General features: G+C 66.1%; 22 protein-coding genes and 2 pseudogenes. 10 read left to right on the forward strand and 14 right to left on the reverse strand.

Annotation, left to right across the window (positions count from 1 at the left end):
• The first annotated feature begins 99 nt into the window (after positions 1-99).
• Positions 100-888 (forward strand): DUF3152 domain-containing protein, encoded by a 789-nt coding sequence (locus AB3M81_RS04405; RefSeq protein WP_412902699.1) that lies wholly within the window; start codon positions 100-102, stop codon positions 886-888.
• Positions 889-963: 75 nt separating this feature from the next.
• Here AB3M81_RS04405 and AB3M81_RS04410 read toward each other — a convergent pair whose 3' ends face one another.
• The 3 genes from AB3M81_RS04410 to AB3M81_RS04420 form a co-directional block, all read right to left on the reverse strand.
• Positions 964-1197, reverse strand: coding sequence for a DUF2933 domain-containing protein (locus tag AB3M81_RS04410; protein WP_412902700.1), 234 nt, complete (start codon positions 1195-1197; stop codon positions 964-966).
• 962 nt (positions 1198-2159) lie between these two features.
• Entirely contained in the window at positions 2160-2522 is a 363-nt protein-coding gene (locus tag AB3M81_RS04415; RefSeq protein ID WP_286928650.1) for an ArsR/SmtB family transcription factor, read from the reverse strand.
• Positions 2523-2548: 26 nt separating this feature from the next.
• Positions 2549-3763, reverse strand: coding sequence for an MFS transporter (locus AB3M81_RS04420; RefSeq protein ID WP_412902701.1), 1215 nt, complete (start codon positions 3761-3763; stop codon positions 2549-2551).
• A gap of 164 nt (positions 3764-3927) precedes the next feature.
• Between AB3M81_RS04420 and AB3M81_RS04425 the strand changes: the two genes are divergently transcribed.
• Positions 3928-4332 (forward strand): four-helix bundle copper-binding protein, encoded by a 405-nt coding sequence (locus AB3M81_RS04425; protein WP_286928646.1) that lies wholly within the window; start codon positions 3928-3930, stop codon positions 4330-4332.
• Between the two features lie 13 nt (positions 4333-4345).
• Here the strand turns inward: AB3M81_RS04425 and AB3M81_RS04430 are convergent, their stop codons facing one another.
• From AB3M81_RS04430 to AB3M81_RS04455, 6 genes are all read right to left on the reverse strand, one after another.
• On the reverse strand, positions 4346-6805 hold the full coding sequence (locus AB3M81_RS04430) for a heavy metal translocating P-type ATPase (RefSeq protein WP_412902702.1): 2460 nt from the start codon (positions 6803-6805) through the stop codon (positions 4346-4348).
• The gene (locus tag AB3M81_RS04435; RefSeq protein ID WP_412902703.1) at positions 6802-9147 is read right to left on the reverse strand and encodes a heavy metal translocating P-type ATPase; all 2346 of its coding nucleotides are present in this window, start codon (positions 9145-9147) and stop codon (positions 6802-6804) included. Before AB3M81_RS04435 ends, AB3M81_RS04430 begins: the two co-directional genes overlap by 4 nt.
• Positions 9148-9199: 52 nt before the next feature.
• Positions 9200-9580, reverse strand: a complete 381-nt coding sequence (locus tag AB3M81_RS04440) for a heavy-metal-associated domain-containing protein (RefSeq protein WP_412902704.1) — start codon at positions 9578-9580, stop codon at positions 9200-9202.
• Positions 9581-9606: 26 nt separating this feature from the next.
• Complete coding sequence (locus AB3M81_RS04445; RefSeq protein ID WP_087625510.1) at positions 9607-9891, reverse strand: metal-sensitive transcriptional regulator; 285 nt, start codon at positions 9889-9891, stop codon at positions 9607-9609.
• 260 nt (positions 9892-10151) lie between these two features.
• Positions 10152-11210: a sensor histidine kinase gene (locus AB3M81_RS04450; RefSeq protein ID WP_286928638.1), complete on the reverse strand. Its 1059-nt coding sequence runs from the start codon at positions 11208-11210 to the stop codon at positions 10152-10154.
• A gap of 62 nt (positions 11211-11272) precedes the next feature.
• On the reverse strand, positions 11273-12040 hold the full coding sequence (locus tag AB3M81_RS04455; protein ID WP_425546780.1) for a response regulator: 768 nt from the start codon (positions 12038-12040) through the stop codon (positions 11273-11275).
• Positions 12041-12241: 201 nt separating this feature from the next.
• Between AB3M81_RS04455 and AB3M81_RS04460 the strand changes: the two genes are divergently transcribed.
• The 4 genes from AB3M81_RS04460 (at position 12242) to AB3M81_RS04475 (ending at position 13789) form a co-directional block, all read left to right on the forward strand.
• Entirely contained in the window at positions 12242-12442 is a 201-nt protein-coding gene (locus AB3M81_RS04460; RefSeq protein WP_412902705.1) for an SHOCT domain-containing protein, read from the forward strand.
• A gap of 299 nt (positions 12443-12741) precedes the next feature.
• Positions 12742-13023 carry a hypothetical protein gene (locus AB3M81_RS04465; RefSeq protein WP_412902706.1) on the forward strand — a complete coding sequence of 94 codons (282 nt, stop codon included), beginning with the start codon at positions 12742-12744 and terminating at the stop codon, positions 13021-13023.
• A gap of 179 nt (positions 13024-13202) precedes the next feature.
• Positions 13203-13448 (forward strand): YgaP family membrane protein, encoded by a 246-nt coding sequence (locus AB3M81_RS04470; protein ID WP_412902707.1) that lies wholly within the window; start codon positions 13203-13205, stop codon positions 13446-13448.
• Positions 13445-13789, forward strand: coding sequence for a hypothetical protein (locus tag AB3M81_RS04475; RefSeq protein ID WP_412902708.1), 345 nt, complete (start codon positions 13445-13447; stop codon positions 13787-13789). Before AB3M81_RS04470 ends, AB3M81_RS04475 begins: the two co-directional genes overlap by 4 nt.
• Here AB3M81_RS04475 and AB3M81_RS04480 read toward each other — a convergent pair.
• The 4 genes and pseudogenes from AB3M81_RS04480 to AB3M81_RS04495 all read right to left on the reverse strand — a co-directional run bounded on the left by AB3M81_RS04480 (position 13747) and on the right by AB3M81_RS04495 (position 16599).
• A protein-coding gene (locus tag AB3M81_RS04480; RefSeq protein WP_412902709.1) for an IS3 family transposase occupies positions 13747-15041 on the reverse strand; the annotation gives its coding sequence in 2 pieces (ribosomal slippage) (positions 13747-14762 and positions 14762-15041; 1296 coding nt in all). The two genes, AB3M81_RS04475 and AB3M81_RS04480, sit on opposite strands and share 43 nt — an antisense overlap.
• Before the next feature lie 120 nt (positions 15042-15161).
• Complete coding sequence (locus AB3M81_RS04485; RefSeq protein ID WP_412903141.1) at positions 15162-15305, reverse strand: hypothetical protein; 144 nt, start codon at positions 15303-15305, stop codon at positions 15162-15164.
• Positions 15306-15468: 163 nt separating this feature from the next.
• Positions 15469-15798: pseudogene (locus tag AB3M81_RS04490) on the reverse strand (PepSY domain-containing protein); the annotation flags it as partial.
• Positions 15799-15891: 93 nt separating this feature from the next.
• A complete protein-coding gene (locus AB3M81_RS04495; protein ID WP_412903123.1) occupies positions 15892-16599 on the reverse strand; it encodes a DUF3152 domain-containing protein in 708 nt (235 codons plus the stop codon).
• A 356-nt stretch (positions 16600-16955) separates the two neighbouring features.
• Between AB3M81_RS04495 and AB3M81_RS04500 the strand changes: the two genes are divergently transcribed.
• Together AB3M81_RS04500 and AB3M81_RS04505 are read left to right on the forward strand one after the other, a co-directional pair.
• Positions 16956-17612: a DsbA family protein gene (locus AB3M81_RS04500; protein ID WP_412902710.1), complete on the forward strand. Its 657-nt coding sequence runs from the start codon at positions 16956-16958 to the stop codon at positions 17610-17612.
• Between the two features lie 38 nt (positions 17613-17650).
• Entirely contained in the window at positions 17651-18220 is a 570-nt protein-coding gene (locus AB3M81_RS04505; RefSeq protein ID WP_412902711.1) for a vitamin K epoxide reductase family protein, read from the forward strand.
• Between the two features lie 60 nt (positions 18221-18280).
• On the opposite strand, the gene AB3M81_RS04510 is transcribed toward AB3M81_RS04505, so the two are convergent.
• Complete coding sequence (locus tag AB3M81_RS04510; protein WP_412902712.1) at positions 18281-19048, reverse strand: cytochrome c biogenesis CcdA family protein; 768 nt, start codon at positions 19046-19048, stop codon at positions 18281-18283.
• A gap of 269 nt (positions 19049-19317) precedes the next feature.
• Here AB3M81_RS04510 and AB3M81_RS04515 point away from each other — a divergent pair.
• A pseudogene (locus AB3M81_RS04515) lies at positions 19318-19695 on the forward strand (BlaI/MecI/CopY family transcriptional regulator).
• Entirely contained in the window at positions 19692-20723 is a 1032-nt protein-coding gene (locus tag AB3M81_RS04520; RefSeq protein WP_412902713.1) for a M56 family metallopeptidase, read from the forward strand. Before AB3M81_RS04515 ends, AB3M81_RS04520 begins: the two are co-directional and overlap by 4 nt.
• Positions 20724-20931: the final 208 nt, after the last annotated feature.

The following is a 20931-nucleotide window of genomic DNA, read 5'->3' on the forward strand; positions in this document are numbered from 1 at the left end:
AGCGAGGTCGTGACAGGTTCCCGAAGAAGGAGTCGCAGCGCAGCCGCCAGCCCGACGGCTCCGCGGGGACACCGGCGCCGTCGGCCTCAGCGCGCGCGTATGACCAGGACCGCACGGATAGGACTACCCGCGTTGGCCGCAGCCGTGGTCGCAACCGCTCTCCTCGTCCCTGACATCGGCAAAGGGCAGAAACAACTCTCCGATGACCCAAGTTCCAACGGTTCGGATGCTCGGTCGGAGTTGCCACGTGCCAGACCGTCGCCGTCGCGGCCGGAGGACCAGGTCGAGAGCCGGGGCAGCCGTTCCGCCCGACCACCCGCGCGGCGATCCACGGTCCTGGACAAGCCGGTCAATGTCCCGGAGTCAGCGTCAGGCAGGTTCCAAATCGCACCTACGCCTTCTGTCCCGCGGAGATCCACGGCCACGACCATGACCTATCAAGTCGAAGTCGAGGAGGGCCTATCGTTCGCGCCGGCGGGCTTCGCGCGAGCCGTGGACGCCACCCTCAGCGATCCCCGGGGGTGGGCGTCCCCTGGCCACGAATTCACTCGCGTGGCGAACGATGCTTCAGTGAGGATCATTCTCGCGTCGCCACAGACGGCGGACGACCTGTGCGCTCCCCTTGACACCGGCGGTCGCCTCTCGTGCCGCAATGGGGACCGGGTCGTGATCAACGCCTGGCGCTGGGTGAATGGCGCCCCGTCCTACGAGAAGGACATCGGTGCCTATCGCCGGTACCTGATCAACCACGAGTTCGGCCATGCGCTCGGACTCCCCCACGCCGCGTGCCCAGCCAAGGGCGCGCCAGCTCCGGTCATGCTCCAACAGACCAAGACCCTCGATGGGTGTCGGGCCAATGCGTGGCCGACCGGGGTCGATCGACCCTGAGGCACCCTGTGGACGCTCGCGCTGTCCGACCAGATTGGTGGCCTTAAGCGGTCAGAAACAACACTCCACACGGCCTCAGCGTCCGCTGCGGGGCCCGCACGGCTGAGAGTCCTTCTCGACGGGCCGCGAGTCGTCGTCCTCGTCAGCCTCACCATGCGTTTCAGGCATGAGGAACAGCATCATCAGCGGGCAAGCGAGCAGCAGGATGAGCAAGACTCCCGAGGGTGGCGCACCCATGGCGAACGCACCGACCAGCACGGCCGCACTTACCGCGACGAACCACACCAGCGTGCCAATGAACCGGTTCATGTCGAACTCCACTCCCTGGGACGAACCAACCCAGCATCCGCTCCCCGACTCCTGATTGGGGCGCTGATTCCGTGAAGGTTCGCTGAAGATCCCGCTTCGTGAATCGGCCGGGTGCTGCTGGTCCTTGCTCGACAACACGCACAAGTGCGGCCACGCTGCCACGTTCGTTGTAAGAAGTCCCATTGCCCGGGAGTGAAAGGCCGAGCCGGTCACGCTGGAATCTTCAGGGAAGCTTCATTGCGCGATGAACATTCCGACACATCTTTCGTGTTGGCTCTAAAGGGATATCAGCAAGCGACCCGGAGATGACCTGCATGACGACACGAGCCGGCCACGCCGGAGTTCACGGTTACCGTCCACGACAGAAGGCTGTCACGTGAGTAACACCCGCCGCGCCTGTGTGGCCGTTGTCGGATCCGCCGTACTCGTGTCCCTGCTCGCGGCCTGCGGCACTCCCCGACCCGCCGCGGCGGCGACCCTTCCTCCACGGTGAACAGGCCCAGATGAGATGCCACGAACGCCACCGATCCCGACTCGACCGACCTCTTCGCGACGACCCCGTCCGGCGGATTGATTCGTTATCCCGCGAGCGATGGAGCTCGCGCGCGGACCGTCGTCGCACCGTCCTTGGCGTACATCGATGGGGGCCAGGACGGTCTCGTCGTGGGCATTGCAGCCACTGGACGTGTTCATGTGAGTCGCGACGGCGGTGAGAGCTGGAGAGCGGGAGGTGCGCTCCCGGACTCCCCGGAGGCACTCGAAGTGACGCCGGATCGCTGGTACGCAGCCGCGGGTGGTGCCGTCTTCGAATCGACGACCTCGGGTGCCACGTGGAGTCGCCTCACCTAGTCATGGTCTGTCCGGCGAAAGCCGCACATCGCTCCACGAGTGTGCTCCCCGAACGACCTCCCCTGGTCCTCGACGCGTCCCGCTCACGCCTGTTCCACGGCGGTCAGGGCGACTCAGAGGTGTGGTTCTTCGCCCGAGACGAGATGGTCCGCCTGGTTGAGACCCTCCCGCACCAATCGTGCGACGTGTCCGCTGAGGATCCGGTAGACCTGATGGCGACCGTCGCGCTGGGCGTCGACGAGACCGGCGAGGCGGAGCTTCGCCAGGTGCTGGCTGACCGCCGTGCGCGAGGCTTCGACCGCGTCGGCCAGTTCGCCGGCTGTGGCAGGTCCCTCCGTGAGCAACCACAGGAGCTCCAAGCGCGTGGGCTCTCCGATCAGCGCGAACACGTCAGCAGCCTCACGCAGGCGCTCGAGGTCGGGACGCTGCGGATGGTCCAGGCTCGAACGACGCGGCGTCGGGATCGGATCGCTCATGGTGCTGCCGATCCTGCCACCTCTGACTACCGAGTGAGTACCGGTCGGCGCGACGATGCCACGGCGGCCGCCAGTCCCAGGACTGAGATCGCGGTCATGACCGCAGCGGTGACCGGGACTCCGAATTGATCTCCCGTCCATCCAGCGACTGGGTAGGCGAACAGGAAACAGGCGTGGGACAACGAGTAGTTCGCGGCGAAAGCACCGGCCCGTTCGCCCTCGGTGACACTCCGGTTGATGACTCTTCCCGATGGCGTCAGGATCGCCGACGTCGCAGCGCCAATGACAGCCCAGATCACCAGCAGGGGCGCCCAACCATGGTCGCCTCCCGTCACGAGAACAGCCAGCACCAAAGCCGCGGGCACGGTGACGCCACCTGCGAGCATCAGCGTCCGGTCGCTGATCGTGTCGAGGAGTCGCGGTGCCGCCAACGCCACGACCATGGATCCGGCGCCGTAACAACCGAGCGCGACCGCCAGTGAGGTCGAGCTCAAGCCGAGTGTTTCGCGAACGACGACGACGGTGTTGACCAGGACGAGCGAGGAGGCGGCCGCGACCACCAGGTTCAACGCCATCAAGAAGCGCAGCGGCCCGCGCGTGACGAACAGGCGCATGCCATCTGTCGCGCGTCGCCAGAACGACACTTCCGCCTTGTGAGGCCGGACCGAAAGACCAGCCGTGATGACCATGACCGCAGAGACACCGAACCCGACGGCCGTCCCGGCAAACAGGACATGGAAAGACACCACGGTCAGGAGCGCCGCCGCGATCATGGGACTGACGAGCGATTCCAAGTCATACGCCAGTCGCGACAGCGACAACGCCCGCGTGTAGTCGCGCTCGTCGGGCAGGACCGCGGGAATCACCGCTTGGAACGTCGGAGTGAACGTCGCCGACGCGGTCTGCAGCACGAAGATCAGCACGTAGATCTGCCAGACCTCACTCACCCATGGCAAGCTCACTGCGACCCCGCCGCGCACCAGATCCGCCGCGACCATCACCCGACGCGGCGGCAGACTCGCAGTTGCCGCGGTCAGAAGCGGGGAAAGCAGCACGTAGGCGACCATCTTGATCGTCGACGCAGTAGCCACGACCGTTCCCGCCGATCGCGGCGCAACATCGAACGCCAGCAAACTCAACGCAACGGTCAGGAGGCCCGTGCCAAGCAGCGCCACCACCTGCGCACTGAACAGGTGCCGGTAGGCACGATGCCGCAGGACGGAACGCTCGACCAAGATCACTCGACAACGTTACGTGCGCACATCTGCACGTGTAAACATTCCGCGGGAGGATCTCGGTCAAGCGAATGATCCAACAGTCGGACGGGTACTGATCATGAAAGGGCGGTTCCCACCGGTCGTCAGACGCAGGTCACCCGCCGCCACCATTTCGAGGAGGAGGAACCATGGTTCACACGAAGATGCTGGATGCCTACCCGAAGGATCTGGGTCAGATCGACAAGCAGAAGTTGGCCGAGTGCATCGCAGCCTGCTTCGAATGCGCCCAAGCGTGCACGGCTTGTGCTGACGCGTGCCTGGCCGAGGACATGGTCGCCGAATTGACCACATGCATCCGCACCAATCTGGACTGCTCCGACATCTGCACGGCCACAGGCAAGGTGCTTTCGAGGCGCACCGCATACGACGCCGATGTGACCCGAGCGTTCTTGGAAGCCTGTGCCGTCGCGTGCAAGGCTTGCGGCGACGAGTGTGAGAGTCACGCCAGCATGCACGCACACTGCCGCATCTGCGCCGAGGCTTGCCGCCGGTGCGAGGAGGCCTGTCGCGACCTCCTCGCCAGTCTGGGCTGAGGCACGAGCTCCCTCAGGACGCCCGCTGCATCTCGGAGTTCTGGGTGGGATCGTTGTCGGGCTGCTGCCCGGGCAGCCGGAGTCGCTTGAGCAGCAGTGCGTTGACTGCCACCAACAAGCTGGAGCCGGACATCGACAAGGCGGCGACCTCGGGCCTGAGGACCAGGCCGAAGGACGGCTGGAAGACACCAGCCGCGATGGGTAGCGCGATCGCGTTGTATCCCACCGCCCAACCAAGATTCTGACGCATCTTGCGCAGCGTGCCTCGGCCGATCGTCAGCGCCACGGGGACGTCCAGGGGGTCCGACCTCATGAGAACGACGTCTGCGGCGTCGATCGCGACGTCGGTACCCGCGCCAACCGCGATGCCGACGTCTGCCTGCACGAGAGAAGGTGAGTCGTTGACTCCGTCACCGACCATCGCCACGGTGCGCCCCTGTGCCTGCAGTTGCTTGACCTGGTGTGCCTTGTCCTCGGGCAGGACATCCGCGATGACGTCGTCGATTCCCAACTCCTCGGCGATCCGCTCGGCGGTCGCACGGTTGTCGCCGGTGAGCATGGCGACCCTGATGCCCGCCTCGTGAAGTGCGGAGATCGCGGCGGCGGACGTCTCGCGGACCGCGTCGGCGATCCCGATCACCGCGACGACCCGATCATCGACGGCAACGAACACCGCCGTGCGACCGCCGGCGGCGATCTCGTCGCGCTGCGCACCCAGGTCACCGATGGTGATCGCTTCGGATTCCATGAGGCGACGGTTGCCGATGGCGATCTGGTGGCCGTCGACCTCGGCGAGGGCGCCGATGCCCGTGACGTTGCGGAACGCGGTGGCGCGCAAGCGCGGCACATCGGTTGCATCGACGTGGCGCACGACGGCCTGAGCGAGAGGATGTTCGGACTCTCGTTCGAGTGCGCCCGCGAGCGCCAGGACCCGATCGCGATCGAAGTCGCCGACAATGACGTCCGTGACCTCGGGCTCCCCCTTGGTGAGGGTGCCGGTCTTGTCGAAGACGACGGTGTCGACGCGCGCGGAGCTCTCGATGGCGGTGGCGTTCTTGAACAGAATCCCGCGTTTCGCGCCGAGGCCGGAGCCGACCATGATTGCTGTCGGCGTGGCGAGTCCAAGGGCGTCGGGGCAGGTGATCACGACCACGGTGATGGCGAACAGCAGCGCAGTCTGCACGCTTGCGCCGGCAGCGAGCCAAACCAGGAAGGTGCCGACTCCACCGACCAGTGCGACCAGAACGAGCCAGAATGCGGCCCTGTCCGCGAGTCGCTGTCCCGGCGCTTTGGAGTTCTGCGCCTGTTGCACCAGCGCGACGATCTGTGCCAGAGCGGTGTCAGCGCCCACCTTGGTGGCGCGCACCCGGATGGTGCCGCTCGCGTTGATGGTGGCGCCGATGACCCGATCGCCGGGCCCCTTGTGCACCGGGAGGCTCTCGCCGGTGACCATGGACTCGTCGACCTCCGACTCGCCCTCTTCGACGGTGCCGTCAGTGGCGATCTTCGCCCCCGGCCGGATCAGGAGAAGGTCATCGACCTCGACCTCGGAGGTGGGAACTTCGACCGGTTCGCCTTCGCGGAGAACGACCGCCAACGGCGGAGCCAGATCAAGCAACGTACGGATCGCGTCGTTGGCGCCGCCTCGTGCCCGCATCTCGAACCAGTGGCCGAGCAACACGAACACGGTGAGCATGACAACGGCCTCGTAGAAGACCTCACCGCCCCCGGTGACGGTGACTCCGAGGGAGTACAGCCAGCCGGCTCCGACGGCCACGGCCACCAGCACCATCATGTCCAGGGTCTTGGCCCGGAGCGCTCGCCAGGCACCGTCGAAGAAGATCCAGGCCGAGTAGAAGATCACCGGCAGGGACAGGATCAAGGCGAAGATGTCATCGCGCATCCCGAATGGAGCGGCCGCGTCGAAGCCGAGCATGTCCCGCCCCATCGGCGAATACAGCGTGATGGGTACCGCGAGCAGCAGGGCGACCAGGAATCGGTTGCGCATGTCGCGAACCATGTCAGCCATCGACATCGTCCCGTGACCGCCGTGGCCCATCGCATCATGCGGTGACGAGATCGGCGAAGCCGCGCCCGCGTGGCTGCTGCCCGCGTCGTGACCGTCGTGCTGGAGCTCGTGGTGGTGCTCGGCGTGCTCGTCACGGTCAGGCTCAAGCATCGGATCGCACACATGATTGGGAACCGACTGTCCCGCGCAGTGGAATCCGCATTCGCGCACCCAGTCCCGCAGATCGCTCACGCTGGTCCGCTTCGGGTCATAGGTGACGGTGGCCGTCTGGGCGACCGGGTTGGCATCGACGGAGAGCACCCCGGGCCGGCGCGACAGCATCGCTTCGGCGACGTTCTTGCTGGACGCCCACTGGACCCCAGAGACCTCGATGATGGCGGTGGTACCCCCGTCACGCTGCGCGTGATGGTCGCGGTGGCCGCTCGTGTGCTGGTGCGTCGTCATCGTCCTGCCTCCACATGGGAAAGGTTGGTCTTGTTTGAGTCAAGGCGAGCACGCGACGTCTCGGCTGTCTGGGTCGAGACGGGCTGGAAGCGCCGCAGTCGCAAGCTGTTCGACACGACGAACACCGAGGAGAACGCCATGGCGGCGCCGGCGATCAGCGGGTTGAGCAGACCGAGCGCGGCCAGGGGCAGCGCCGCAACGTTGTAGGCGAAGGCCCAGAACAGGTTGCTCTTGATGGTCCGCAGCGTGCGCCGAGAGAGCCGGATCGCGTCCACGGCGGCGCGCAGGTCGCCGCGAACGAGAGTGAGGTCGGAAGCCTCGATGGCGGCGTCGGTGCCGGTGCCCATGGCGATGCCCAGATTGGAGGTGGCCAGTGCCGCGGCGTCGTTAACGCCGTCTCCCACCATGGCGACCGTGCGGCCCTCGCGCTGCAAATGCTCGACAGTGGCGACCTTCTCAGCGGGGAGGACCTCGGCGATCACCTGCTCGATGCCCACCTCGGCGGCGACGGCACGGGCAGCGCGTTCGTTGTCACCGGTGAGCAGAATCGGCTCGAGTCCCAGCTCCTTGAGCTCGGCCACGGCCTGAGCACTCGTGGGCTTGATCGCGTCGGAGACCACGACGACCCCGCGGGCCGCTCCGTCCCAGCCAGCGGCGATCACGGTCCGGCCTTGCTGTTCCGCGGCCTCGACCACTCCCACCAGGTTCGCGTCGAGGGGTTGGTTCCACTCTTGGGCCAGCCAGCCGGGGCGGCCGGCCACGACCGCGTGGCCATCGACCATCCCGGCCACGCCGAGGCCTTGGGTCGAGGAGAATCCCTCGACATCGGACAGCTGCGACTCGAGTCGTTGGCTGGCGCCGGTGGCGATGGCCTGACCGATGGGGTGTTCCGAAGCGTTCTCGAGGGCACCGACCAGCCGGAGCAGATCGGCACTGGTCACACCTTCAGCGGGGACCACATCGACCAGCTCCATTTGTCCGGTGGTCACGGTGCCGGTCTTGTCCAGGACGATCGTGTCGACCACCCGAGTGGACTCGAGCACCTCCGGGCCCTTGATGAGCACGCCGAGTTGGGCACCGCGGCCGGTCCCGACGAGCAGTGCGGTGGGGGTCGCGAGACCGAGGGCGCAGGGGCAGGCAATGATCAACACCGCCACGGCGGCGGTGAAAGCAGCGGTGACGCTGTGACCAGTCAGCAGCCACGCGGCGAGCGTGACCAAGGAGAGCACGAGCACGATGGGCACGAATACGGCCGAGACTCGGTCGGCGAGTCGCTGGACCTGCGCCTTGCCGTTCTGAGCGTCCTCGACCAGCCGTGCCATCTGAGCGAGTTGGGTGTCGGCTCCGACGCGGGCGGCCCGGACCACCAGACGTCCGCCGGCGTTCACCGTGGCGCCCACGACGACATCACCGGGCCCGACCTCGACGGGGACCGACTCGCCCGTGAGCATGGACGCGTCGACTGCCGATGTACCGTCCTCGACGACGCCATCGGTGGCGACCTTCTCGCCCGGGCGCACCAGGAACCGGTCACCGACCTCGAGTTGGCCCACCGGCACGCGCACCTCCGTGCCGCCGCGCAGGACGGCAACGTCCTTGGCGCCCATGTCGAGCAGGGCGCGTAGAGCCGCACCGGACTGGCGCTTGGCTCGAGCCTCGAAGTAGCGGCCCGCAATGATGAAGGTGGTCACCGCCGCCGCGACCTCAAGGTAGATGTGGACGTCAGCTTCACCATCTGGGAGGAGGTCGAACGGCATCCGCATGCCAGTCATCCCGGCGTGGGTGAACAGCAACGCCCACAGCGACCAGAGCCACGCGGCGGTGACTCCGACGGAAATGAGGGTGTCCATGGTCGCTGCGCCGTGGCGCGCGTTGGTCACCGCAGCTCGGTGGAACGGGGCGGCCCCCCAGACGACCACGGGTGAGGCCAGCGTCAGTGAGATCCACTGCCAGTTGTCGAACTGCAACGCCGGAATCATCGACATCGCCAGGACCGGGACGGAGAGCACGGTTGAGACGATCAGGCGCTGTCGCCAGCTCGCAGCCTCCAGATCCCGTTCGTCCGGGTCACTGTCGGCCGAAGGGTCGTCACCGTTGGCCGCCTGAGTGGGCACGGTCGCGGTGTACCCGGTCGCCTCCACCACGCTGACAAGATCGGCAGGGGTGAGCGTCGTCGGATAACTGACCTTGGCCTTCTCAGTGGCGTAGTTGACCGTGGCCGACACACCCTCGACCTTGTTCAGCTTCTTTTCGATCCGCGCGGCGCAGGAGGCACAGGTCATCCCGCCGATGGCGAGCTCGACGTCGTGCAGCGCGTCGACCGTAGGGGTTGGTTGTGCCATGACTGTGACTCCTGCCTAGATTGAATCGGGATGCGCGTGAGGGTTTCGGTGCTCAGGCGAGTTGGTAGTCGCCGGCCTCGTCGAGGGCGGCGGCGACCTGGGCCTGGTCGAGTGGCTCGGCGCTCGCGACGGTGACTGTCGAGGTACCGCCGGCGACGAGGTCGACGCTGACGTCGGAGACCCCGTCGAGGCTCTTGAGTTCGCCGGTGACGGCGCTGGCGCAGTGGCCGCAGGTCATTCCGGTGACGGCGTAGGTGTTGGTGGTCATGTCGCTCTCCTTCGTCGCGGCGATGGTGATCGCCTCAGTGGTGGTGTCGGTCGAACTTTCGGACTGGGTGTTGGATCCGCAGCCGCATCCCCCGCAGCCGCACCCGCCGTCGCCGGCGGAGGAGTCGAGCAGTTGAAGATTGCGGCTGTCGTCTGACACGGACATGGGTGCTCCTTCGTTTGATGGATCGATCATGAGCGGACGAGTCGCCGGATCGCTGCGGAGGCCTCGTTGAGCTTCTGCTGGGCCTCGGCAGGGTCGGTGGGGTGCGTCAGGCAGTGTTCGAGATGCTGGTCGAGTAACAGCAGCGCGACCCCTTCGAGGGCCTTCGTGGCCGCCGACAACTGGGTGAGGATGTCGATGCAGTACTGCTCCTCGTCCACCAGCCGCTGCAGGCCACGCACCTGACCCTCAACGCGACGGAGCCTGGCGAGGACAGCCTGCTTCTCGGTGATGTATCCCGGTTCAACGGCCATCGCGAAACTCCTTCGGAAGATACCCCTTGGGGGTATCGGTCTTCGTGACTGACCATACCCCCACCGGGTGATGAAAAGCACGGCCGCGAAGAGAACTTCGTCGAACCTTCATGTTCGCCGCTTCCTGCCCTGTCAGACGCTGATGTCGTTCACCGAGTCGGTGTTGAACACGGCCATGATGGCCAGGGCAGTAGGTGAAAGGCCGCGAGGTTCTGTGATGTTTCGCTGAAGATCCGGGCCGTTCAGTCCGGGCGGACGAGTTACTTGAAGCAGGGAAAGCGCAACGTGAACGTCGTGCCGCTCCCGGGCCCGGCACTGGTCACCGAGATGCCACCGCCTTGTGCCTCCACGAGCGCCTTGGCGATCGCCAGACCGATGCCAGAGCCACCGTGGCCGCGGTCGCGGGCGCTGTCGGCGCGGTAGAACCGGTCGAACAGGTGCGGCAGGTGCTCTGCCGCCACCCCCTGGCCCGTGTCGCTGACGCGGTACTGGACCCAGTCATCGATGCGGCGACAGTCCAAGGTGACGGTCCCGCCCGTCGGAGTGTGGCGCAGAGCGTTGTCGAGCAGGTTGCCGAGCACCTGTCCGAATCTGTCGGAGTCAAGGCGGACCTGGCCGGCGTCGGCGAGTTCGCTGAGCAGGCGAACCCCCTTGGTGGCGTACCGGTCACGTGCGGCCTCGATGGCCGCCGCAGCAGCATCCGCTGCCGGCACGGGTCGCAGCGTGACGTCGAGCCCTTCCTCCGCTCGCGACACGGCGGTCATGTCCTCGGCCAAGCGCCGCAGTCGGCCTGTCGAGCCCCGGATGACGCCCAGGGTGTCGTCATCGAGGTACCGGATGCCGTCCTCGACGGCCTCGAGATGGGCGTCGATCGTGGCCAGGGGGGTCCGCATCTCGTGTGCCAGGTCGGCCAGCATGCTCCGGCGGGTCGACTCCGTCGCTTCGAGTCTCTCGGCGAGGCGGTTGTAGGTCAGTGCGAGCGAGGCGAACTCTTCACCCAGTCCCGGGTCGGGCACCCGGGCGCCGTACCGGCCGGCAGCGACCTGTGCCGCCGCCGCCGCGACGTCGCTGATCGAACGCTGAACCCGGCGGCTGAAGTACCAGGAGACGGCCAGCGCTGCGAGCACCGAGGCGATCAGCGCGAGAGAGATGGACAGAACCAGCGCGGAGGCGAAGGCCTCCTCCACATGGCGAATCTGTTCGGCGGTGTGTTCGTCACCGGCCTGTTGCAGGTGGTCGCTGAAGATGCCGGGGCCCACGACGGAAGCCACGAGCCACGTGGTCAGGGCCCCGGCCACGAGGACCAGGGCTTGGGCCACCAGGAGCCGAGCGGCGAACCGAGAGCGGACACGGGTCGTGTCCGCGCGAGCTCGGCGGTCGGTCACTGGCCGGTGCCCATCCGGTAGCCGACTCCACGGACGGTGCGGATGAATCGGGCCTGGCTGGCGTCGTCGTTGAGTTTGCGCCGCAAGTGCCCGACGTGGACGTCGACCAGATGTTCATCGCCGACCCAGGTGGGACCCCAGACGGTGTCGATGAGCTGCCGGCGGCTGAATGCCATCTGCGGGTGGTCGGAGAGAGCGGCCAGAAGGTCGAACTCGGTGCGCGTCAACGACACCGGTTCCCCCTCGAGCCAGACGTCCCGCCCCAGCGGATCGACGACCAACGCACCGAAGGTCCGGGCCCCCTCCACCTGGTCGTCTGCCCCATCCGGCTTCCGAGGTCGGCGCAGCAGTGCCTGGATCCGGGCCATCAGGATCCGAGGGCTGAAAGGCTTGGTCATGTAGTCGTCTGCCCCCACCGAGAGGCCGATCAAGGTGTCGACCTCCTCGCTGCGCGCTGTCAGCATCACCACATAGGCATCGGAGAATGTGCGCAATTGCCGACAGACCTCCACACCGTCCAGACTCGGCAGACCCAAGTCCAGCACCACCACATCCGGATCGACGGTTCGAGCGACTTCCAATGCCTCCATACCGTCGTGGACCACAGCCACCTCCAGGCCTTCGCGTTCGAGGTAGCTGCCGATGACCCCCGCAAGGTGCGTCTCGTCCTCGACGACCATCGCCCGCAGGCCCGTCGGGGGACGAACACCCGCGGCACCTCCCGCCGGTGAGCCGGCCGTTCCGTTGATCACGTCCTCGCCCATACCCGACATGATGGCAGTCCATCTGCCCTACCAGCCCAGATCAGCACCGCGGGCGGCCCATCCTTCAGCGAACCTTCACACGAAGACCACTATGTCGCCCTGGTGCCGGGTCGATCATTGAAAGTACGAGGCCCGACGGAGGAGCTGAGCACGATGATGGGTTGGTATCACGACGGCACGGGATGGGTCGGTTGGATCCTCATGACCCTGGCCATGGTCGCGTTCTGGGCGTTGGTGGTCGTTGCAGTGATCGCGATCTTCCGCGGCACTCAGAGCACTGATGCATCCCCTTCTGATCGCAGGGACCCGATGCAGATCCTTAACGAGCGGTTCGCCCGCGGCGAGATCAACGAGGACGAGTACCACGCCCGCAGCACCGTGCTGCGCACCTCGGGACGGTAGGAGAACCACCCACCTCTTGTCTCCGCACATGTCGGGTTTTGAAGCTTGACGCCGAAGCCACAACCCGAGCCAGGGGGCGACCCACCATGCCACGACATTCACCACGCCGAGACCGGCATGATGACCACGCTGCCCCACCGGACGAACGACTGACGATGCCCGCACACCACGTCCCGGATCGTGAGCTCAACTCGGAGGAACTCGCTCCGGCCGCACCTGACAACCACGTGGGCGTCTTCGGGACCGCATGGAACGCACTGACCGCTCTCGTCGGCGCCATCATGGGTCTGCTCCCCCACGTGCTGCACCACGTCGGCATTCTCGGCGGAGCGGTACTGGTGACCGGCGCGACCGGCAATGTGCTGTTCGCCGTCGTCGGACTGGTCTTCTCCATACCGATGCTGCGACGTCTTCATCGACGCTTCGACTCGTGGAAGGCGCCCGCGCTCGCGTTGGGTGTGTTCGCGCTGATGTTCTCCCTCTCGGCCTTCGTCATCGGTCCCGCCATCAGCAACGGCGACCAGGAACGGGTTCCCGTGCGGACCGTTGATCCGGACGACCACGAGGGCCACCACGGCTGACGACCCTCGTCACGACGCCAGCTGCTGCGTTGTCCCGGAGCCCAACGGGCGACCCGGCACTTCCGCAACGAGCGATTCTTCAACGAACCTTCACGAGACAACGCCGGTCACCTTCACCGGATGGCGAGAGCATCGAACTGGACCGGACATCCGCGGTCGATCAAGAGCTGGAGGCCATCATGGGTAAGCGTTGGATCATCAACATCACCCCTGCCGAACGCGTCGCTCGAGTGGTCGTCGGAGCGCTCGCCACCGTCGCCGGAATCGTGCTGCTGGCCGGCGGCTCATCCACCGGGGCTGTCGTCCTCGAACTGCTGCTGGTGGTGACCGGCCTCGACCTCATCGTCACCGGGGCGCTTGGACACTGCCCGCTGTACGCCAAACTCGGGCACATGCCCGCCTCCTTGAAAGGAAAGACATCATGAGTACGCCACACGGCATGGATCACGGTGCGCACACCGATGGGCACGCGGCGCACCATCTGCGGGAGTCCTCGCCGAGTTCCGAAGACCACCATGGCGGGCACGAGTCCGACAGCGTCGGCCACGGGACACATCGCGGTCATGGATTGATGATGATCATCTGCTGCATCCCGATGCTGGTCATCGCCGGCCTGCATTTCCTGACCGGTATTGCAGGTACCAACATCATCGTCGTCGCACTGCTGTGCACCGCGATGATGGCGGCCATGATTGAATCGCCCCGGGTTTCGTGGAGACTCGGTTACTTGGTTCCGGCCCCTGCTGGGGTCGGGGTTTCAACGTAGTGCGTGATGCGGTGGGTCGACCAGTGGTTCGCTTCGAACTCGGCGGGTGGGACCTGCCCGAGCTCGCCGTGCAGGCGCCTGTGGTTGAACCAGTCGACGTATTCGGCGACGGCAAGCTCGACGTCGCCGACTGATTTCCAGCCGCCCTTGGGACGCATGATCGGGTTGCGGATGCACTCGGCCTTGAATAACGAGTTGAACGCCTCGGCCATCGCATTGTCGTAACTGTCGCCCTTGCTGCCGACGGAAGCGACGGCGTCAGCTTCGGCGAGCCGCTCGGTGTAGCGGATCGCCCGGTATTGGACTCCGCGGTCTGAGTGGTGGGTCAGGCCGGCGACGTTCTGGCCGGTGCGTTGACGTTCCCAAAGGCCCATGTCGAGGGCATCGAGGGCCAGATCGGTGCGCAGCGAGGTCGAGACCTGCCAGCCCACGACCTTGCGACTGAACACGTCGATCACGAACGCTGCGTAGGTCCAGCCGGCATGCGTGCGCACGTAGGTCAGATCGGCCACCCACAACTGGTTCGGCGCCGCGGCCACGAACTTGCGGCTCACCAGATCCTCCGGCCGTTCGGTCTCAGCACCGTCGCCGATCGTGGTCCTGCGGGACTTCTCCCGCCTGATCCCGCGCAGGCCCTCGGCGCGCATCAACCGCTCAACGGTGCACCGAGCAACCGTGACTCCCTCGCGGTTCAGCGCGGCGTGGACCTTCCTGGCGCCGTAGACGCCCAGGTTCGCCCGGTGCACGACCCTGATGTCCTCGACCAGCTCGGCATCACGCACCGAGCGTTGCGAAGGTGGCCTGGTCTTGGCCGCGTAGTAACCACTCGGGGCGATCTGGACGCCGGCGTTCCTCAGCACCGCACAGATCGACTCGACCCCGACCTCGCGCCCATCGACCACGTCATGGCGATGAGCGTCGAGGTAGGCCACTACCTGCTGGTGGGGCGGTCGAGCTCCGCCGCGAAGAAAGCCGACGCCGTCCGCAAAATGTGATTCGCCCGCCGCAACTCGCGGTTCTCCCGCTCCAGCTCAGCCAGCCGCTGCGCGTCGCCAGTGGTGGTGCCCGGCCGGACCCCGCCATCGATCTCGGCCTGGCGCACCCAGTTCCTCAGCGTCTCAGGATGCATGCCCAGTGGTTCAGCCACTCGGGCGATCGCCCCCGACTTCGTCCCCGGATCTGCCCGGAGCTCGACCGCCATCCTCGTGGCACGCTCACGCAACTCGTCGGGATATTTCCTCGGTGCAGCCATGACTCTCATCCTCCATGGATTGAGAGCCTCCACCAGACCCGGGGCGATTCAGTGCCGAACCGGCGACCCTCGTGAAGAGCGATTCCGTGGGACACGGTCTTCGCCAGTGCGGAGTAGTCCTCATACCCGTACGTGGCGGGCATCGCCCGCGCCCGAGTACTGGTCGACGTGAACGGTCAGCTCCTTGGCGACGTCGGACTCGGCCGGGTTGCCGTTGTTCGACCATTGATCGCCGAGCACGCTGAACACGCCCTTCTCGTCCACCGGGTAAAATGACGGAATAGGGCGGCGGGGCACCGGCATCGGACGCTGCGCTGACGGCGCGGTCGACTGAGATGGCGTGACCGGTGCCCTGGCTCTGGGCGGTCGGTCCGTTGGAGACAGCCCATCCGGCAGGTCCTGACCTGCCGTCAGTCTCCTCGATCAGCGCTCCGAGCTTTGACTCGGCTCCGGGGTCAGCTCCCCACAAGGAGGAGTTACCGCCCGCGGCGAGCTGTTGCGCCTTAGCTCCCCCCAGTCCGGTCCACGGCAGTCCTGACACCACCAGCAGGAGGAGTCCGAGTCCCACGGGCAACCCGACCAGCGCATGGATGCTGCGGAGCCGAGCGCCCTTGATGCGTCGCTCGGTCGCCATCCTGCGGGGACGCCGGCCCAGGAAGAAGATGATGAACCCGGTGATCGTCATGACGATCGCCCAAGATGCGCCGAGTTCGATGATTCGATCACCCACGTCGCCGATGAGCAGGGTCCGTGTCATATTCGGCGGAGTGGGCGTCCACGACGGGGGGGAAGTTGAACGCCCACTCCTGGGAACAAACCTACTATGAACCGTAGTAGATCGTGCGCACGCTCACCGCGTCACGCCTTGTTTGCCATCCGCCGCCGTGGGCCACGGGTTCGCGCGACATCCACCGAGGCCCTTCGTCTGCTGGGACATGACGGGCGAGGACTCGCCGACGCCCGGGCAGGAATTATGACCGCTTCCGAGAGCGTGACCGAATTCGTGATTGACGAGGTAGGTGCGGTAGCGAACGAGGTCGGATCTATAGGCATCTGCGCCATGGGCCCATCGCCAGGCATTCAGGACAACCATCTCGCCGTTGCGACATGACAACCGTCCGCCCGTATCCAGCGGTCTGCAAAGCTGATCGGTCGTCGCGGGAGTGGCGAGTCGAATCCGGAACATCGAGTCCGTGGAGACTCTCCGGAACTTCTCGGTGGTCACCGACGTCCATCCGCGACCGTCGGACAGCACGTCATCGACGAACCGGGCCACGTCGTTCGCCGAGTACGGAAGACCTCCTTCGACCTCGACCGAGTAGGTGATCTCCCGACCAGACTCAACTGGCGCAGCGGGCTCAACGCCAGCGATGGCGAACCTCCCGCTTCCCGACTCGGGAATCGCCGGGGCCGCACCTGGTGTCCTGTCGCCGTCGCGGGAGGTGCGGCTCGCGGGCCCGTTGGTCTCACCTGAACTACGGCCCGGCGTCAGGGTTGTCGCAGTCGGGCGTGGTTGAGCCGCACCGGCCAGTTCCCTAGCACGGGTCGCATCCTTCACGCCCAGCTCATCGACCGCGTCACCGAGGACGATCGCACCCGCCAAGAACAGGATGGCCGAGAGAAAGCCATCGCCTGCTGCGCCTTCTCACCTTTCGCCGAGCGCCGGGGCGTGGTCGCCGCCGACGTGTTGCGTCCCGCCGGCCGGGGAGGAGGAGAGACGCCTGCGTGCGATGCGTGGCGCGCCACGCCGAGACCGCGGCCCCAGAGAGCAGGAGAAGACCGACGACCTCGGACATCACGTTCCTGGCACCTGCAATCGAGCTGACGGCACACTGAGGCGATCCCCGCCTGAGTTGCCGTGTGGGACGACTTACTATTGGCGATAGTAATGCGCCCAGTCCAAGGAGCGAACCGTTGACCAGACAGACCAAGATCGCCGCAGTCATCGCCGGCGTCGTCATCGCCGCACTGGCTGGCGTGTTCATGACCTCGGCGGGCGATGATTCCAGCGATCCGACCGCGGATGATGCACAGGCGCAAGAGGCTCTGAGCCGGACCGACGCCCATGTGCTCGGGAAGAAAGGCTCCAGCGATGTGACGTTCGTCGAGTTCCTCGACTTCGAATGCGAGGCCTGTGGTACCGCGTACCCGATCGTGGAGGACCTCCGAGAGAAGTACGCGGGTGAGGTGACCTTCGTTGCTCGGTACTTCCCGTTGCCGGGTCACTTCAATGCGGAGCGCGCCGCATGGGCCGTCGAGTCGGCGGCTCGTCAAGGCAAGTTCGAGCAGATGTACCGAAAGATGTACGAGACGCAGTCAACCTGGGGCGAGGCCCAGGAACCGCACGACAAGCTCTTCCGCGGCTTTGCTGAAGACATCGGTCTGGACATGAGCCAGTTCGACACCGACTACGGATCCGACGCGGTCAAGGCTCGGGTGCAGCGCGACATCGATGACGGAATCGAGCTCGGCGTTCGCGGCACTCCGACGTTCTACGTCGACGGAGAGCTCTTTGAGCCGCAACGCATCGAGGACTTCAGCCAGGCGATCGACGAGGCACTGGCGAGGTGAACGGCGCCGAGCACGGGTCGTCAACGCGCGATGGGGCGATGGCATGGCTGTTGTTGGTTGGCGGGTCCATCGGCTTGCTCGCCTCAGCGGTCCTTCTCGTCGAACGGTTCGAGCTCGCCGAGAATCCCGCCTACACCCCGTCATGCAGCTTGAATCCGGTATTGAGCTGCGGCTCGATCATGGAGTCAGCTCAGGCCGCGGTGTTCGGCTTCCCCAATCCGATCCTGGGCGTCGCGGCATTTCCCGTTCTGATGACCACCGGCGCGGCGATGCTCGCGGGCGCTGAGTTCCGGCGCTGGTTCTGGGTGGGACTACAGATTGGCGTCACGGCTGGCATGGGTTTCGTCTTGTGGCTGGTGTTCCAGAGCCTCTACCGGATCGGCGCGCTCTGCCCGTACTGCATGGCAGTGTGGGCCGTCATCATCCCTACCTTCTGGTACCTCACGCTTCGAAATGCCCGAGCACGAATCTTCGGGGAACGAGTGGCTGCGGCTCGAGTCACGCGCTGGGCCGAGGTGTGGCACGCGCCCGTCCTGCTGGTCACGTTCCTGTTTGTGTTGGGCCTGATCGGCGCCCGATTCTGGACTTACTGGTCGACGCTCGTATGAGTTGACCGAGCTCCCGTTCGCGTTCGCCGGAACGCGCAGGCCTGCCTCTCGGCCGCACGATCACAGGAGCGTCTGCCACGTCCCGATCCAGCCACGCATCTCCGCCAAGAAATCTCCCCACAGGCCGGTCACCTGCAAGAGGCCCAGACCGATCAGCATCACGCCACCGAAGCGGGTGATCGCCACAGTGTGCCTCCGGGCGAACTGGAACACCCGCATCGCCCGGCTCACACCCACGGCTGCAAGGACGAATGGCAAGCCAAGGCCGACGCTGTAGGAAAATGACAGGAGTGCTCCCCGGCCGGCCGTCCCCGACGTAGTCGCCATCGTCAGCACCGCGGCGAGCGTCGGTCCGATGCACGGCGTCCATCCGATTCCGAACATGACGCCGAGGAGAGGGGCACCAGCGAGTCCGATCCGAGGCTGGAACTTCGGACGAAAGGTCCTGGAGAGAAACGGCAGCGAGTCGAGCGCGCCGACGAACAGCAGACCCAGGATGAGTGTGAAGATCCCGAGCACGCGAATCAGCGCATCCTGGTAGTCCAGCAGGCTGCTTCCGAGCGCCCCTACGAGGGCCCCGTAGGAGGTGAAGACTGCGGCGAACCCGAGTACGAAAAGAGTCGTTCCCATCACGACGACTGATCGGCGGCGCGCGTCCGGACCCACCACCTCGGCCCCAGCGGCGCCACTGACGTAGGCGAGGTAGCCCGGCACGAGAGGCAGACTGCACGGACTGAGGAACGAGACCAACCCCGCCAACAGGGCGATGGGAATCGCGATCAGAAGAGGACCGTATGCAACGGTCTCACCGACCGAGTGCGCCACCATGCAAGTTCCTTTGCGACTAGGGCTGCGGCGCCGCGGACCTCTCGCTACGACCCTGAGGTCCGGCGTCGGCGGACTGGCGCCTATCTACTAGACATCTTAGTTGGCTGGTGACTGCGCTCCGACGCGGCCCGGACCCGGGCGAGTACGCGGCGCCGAGGAGGCTGCGCTGCCGCCTAGGCGCGTGTCTCACGTGACGCGACACGGGAACCTGGCCGCTTCACACTTCGCTGGCCGCCACTACGATGGGAGTTCGTACCGGAGGAGATCGGATGCACGGACTGGGTCCACTCGAGGGGACGATCATACAGGTGATGTGGTCGAGCGATGAACCGCGATCGGTTCGTTCGATTCACAGTTCCTTGGCCGCCGACAGAAAGATCGCCTACACCACGGTGATGACGGTCATGGACAACCTCTTCACCAAGGGGTAACTTCGACGAGAGCGCCAGGGCCGGGCGTATCTGTACACGCCCGCCGCCAGCCGCGAGGACCATACGGCCGCCCTCCTGGGCCACGTCCTTGCCGACGGGGGCGACCGTACGGGCGTACTGATGCGTTTCATCGAGCAGCTCGACGATTCCGAACTCGACGCCCTGCGGGATGCGGTCTCGAACCCCGAACGAACCAGGCCGGACGGCACGACGTGATCGGCGCGGCCCTGTTGCTGGCTTTCTTCGCCACGATGCTGCTGGCGTGCCAGTATGCGCTGCCCTCGGCGACTTGGCTGCATCGCGCACCCCGCTTGGGCATCGCCGTGTGGCAGGTCGCCATCGCGGCCGTTACCGTCTCATTCGTGCTGGGCATGATGGCCCTCACCATGCCAGGCCTCTCAGCTGCGGCCGCTCTTGCCGAGTTCGCAAGGGCATGCGTGATCGAACTGCAACGCCAGTACGCCCACCCGGGATGGGCGACTCTCACCACCGTGAGCCTGGCGATCTTGGGCCTCCTCGCCTGGCGGATGACGTCGACCCTCTGGTCTCAGCGGCGGGCCGACCTGCGCGCCCACCGCGATCACCTGGCAGACCTTGCGTTGGTGGCAGAGCCGGGTCACCAAGGAGTCCTCAACGTCGACCACGAGGCCGCCGCCGTCTACTGCCTCCCGGGCAATCGCCGCGCCGGAACGCACGACACCGTAGTGGTGACCACAGGTGCACGCGCAGCGCTCACCGATGCCCAGCTGGACCTCGTGCTGCGGCACGAGCACGCCCATCTGAACTCCCGGCACGCTCGACTCGTGGCACGTGCTCGGGCACTGAACCGGGCGTTCCCGCGCGTCGGCTTCTTCCGGGTGGCACGCGAGCAGCTCGCACTACTCGCCGAACTGCAGGCCGACGACGCAGCCAGGGCCGACGAACGTAGATCGTTGGCCGGCGCCCTCTATCAGCTGGCCATCAGGAACCAGCGAGTGCCCACGGCGAACGGACTCTCAGCGACCGGCTCCGATGTCATCCTGCGGGCCCGACGGCTGATGCGCCCCCATGAGCCGCTCGGACGCACCGCTCAGACGATTCTTGCCACATCCATTCTGCTTCTCGGCGCGACGCCGGTCGTCCTGTCGCTGATTCCTGGAGGCCTCAGCGAATCGCACGACTGCTGTTCCACCACAGGCGTCGTTGCTGCGTCGGAGGCGTCGGGTACCGGGGCGACGATCAGTCCCGCTCTCTCTGGCCGCTGACGAACGGCTCCTCCCCGGGTGGGGCCGCCATTGCCGATTAACTATCGTTCTTAGTAGATCATCTGCACGCCAGCGCCATCGATGCCCACCTGGCCCCGATGGCTGAGCGTCGCGCCTGAACTCAAGGAAGAACCGTGACCAACCAAGACCGCGCCCCTCACTTCTGCCGATCCCCCAGGACTCTCCTCGGCACTCCGCGGGGTAGGTG

It is taken from the genome of Aeromicrobium jepli (assembly GCF_047246605.1).
Taxonomy (GTDB): Bacteria; Actinomycetota; Actinomycetes; order Propionibacteriales; family Nocardioidaceae; genus Aeromicrobium.

Bases quoted from the DNA above. Each gene is read 5' to 3' on its own strand.
- AB3M81_RS04510 (WP_412902712.1), bottom strand. From the start codon at position 19,048: ATGGTGGCGCACTCGGTCGGTGAGACCGTTGCATACGGTCCTCTTCTG.
- AB3M81_RS04410 (WP_412902700.1), bottom strand. From the start codon at position 1,197: ATGAACCGGTTCATTGGCACGCTGGTGTGGTTCGTCGCGGTAAGTGCG.
- AB3M81_RS04415 (WP_286928650.1), bottom strand. From the start codon at position 2,522: ATGAGCGATCCGATCCCGACGCCGCGTCGTTCGAGCCTGGACCATCCG.
- AB3M81_RS04475 (WP_412902708.1), top strand. From the start codon at position 13,445: ATGAGTACGCCACACGGCATGGATCACGGTGCGCACACCGATGGGCAC.
- AB3M81_RS04430 (WP_412902702.1), bottom strand. From the start codon at position 6,805: ATGACGACGCACCAGCACACGAGCGGCCACCGCGACCATCACGCGCAG.
- AB3M81_RS04470 (WP_412902707.1), top strand. From the start codon at position 13,203: ATGGGTAAGCGTTGGATCATCAACATCACCCCTGCCGAACGCGTCGCT.
- AB3M81_RS04455 (WP_425546780.1), bottom strand. From the start codon at position 12,040: ATGGGCGAGGACGTGATCAACGGAACGGCCGGCTCACCGGCGGGAGGT.
- AB3M81_RS04505 (WP_412902711.1), top strand. From the start codon at position 17,651: ATGGCATGGCTGTTGTTGGTTGGCGGGTCCATCGGCTTGCTCGCCTCA.
- AB3M81_RS04435 (WP_412902703.1), bottom strand. From the start codon at position 9,147: ATGGCACAACCAACCCCTACGGTCGACGCGCTGCACGACGTCGAGCTC.
- AB3M81_RS04445 (WP_087625510.1), bottom strand. From the start codon at position 9,891: ATGGCCGTTGAACCGGGATACATCACCGAGAAGCAGGCTGTCCTCGCC.
- AB3M81_RS04460 (WP_412902705.1), top strand. From the start codon at position 12,242: ATGACCCTGGCCATGGTCGCGTTCTGGGCGTTGGTGGTCGTTGCAGTG.
- AB3M81_RS04425 (WP_286928646.1), top strand. From the start codon at position 3,928: ATGGTTCACACGAAGATGCTGGATGCCTACCCGAAGGATCTGGGTCAG.
- AB3M81_RS04405 (WP_412902699.1), top strand. From the start codon at position 100: ATGACCAGGACCGCACGGATAGGACTACCCGCGTTGGCCGCAGCCGTG.
- AB3M81_RS04440 (WP_412902704.1), bottom strand. From the start codon at position 9,580: ATGTCCGTGTCAGACGACAGCCGCAATCTTCAACTGCTCGACTCCTCC.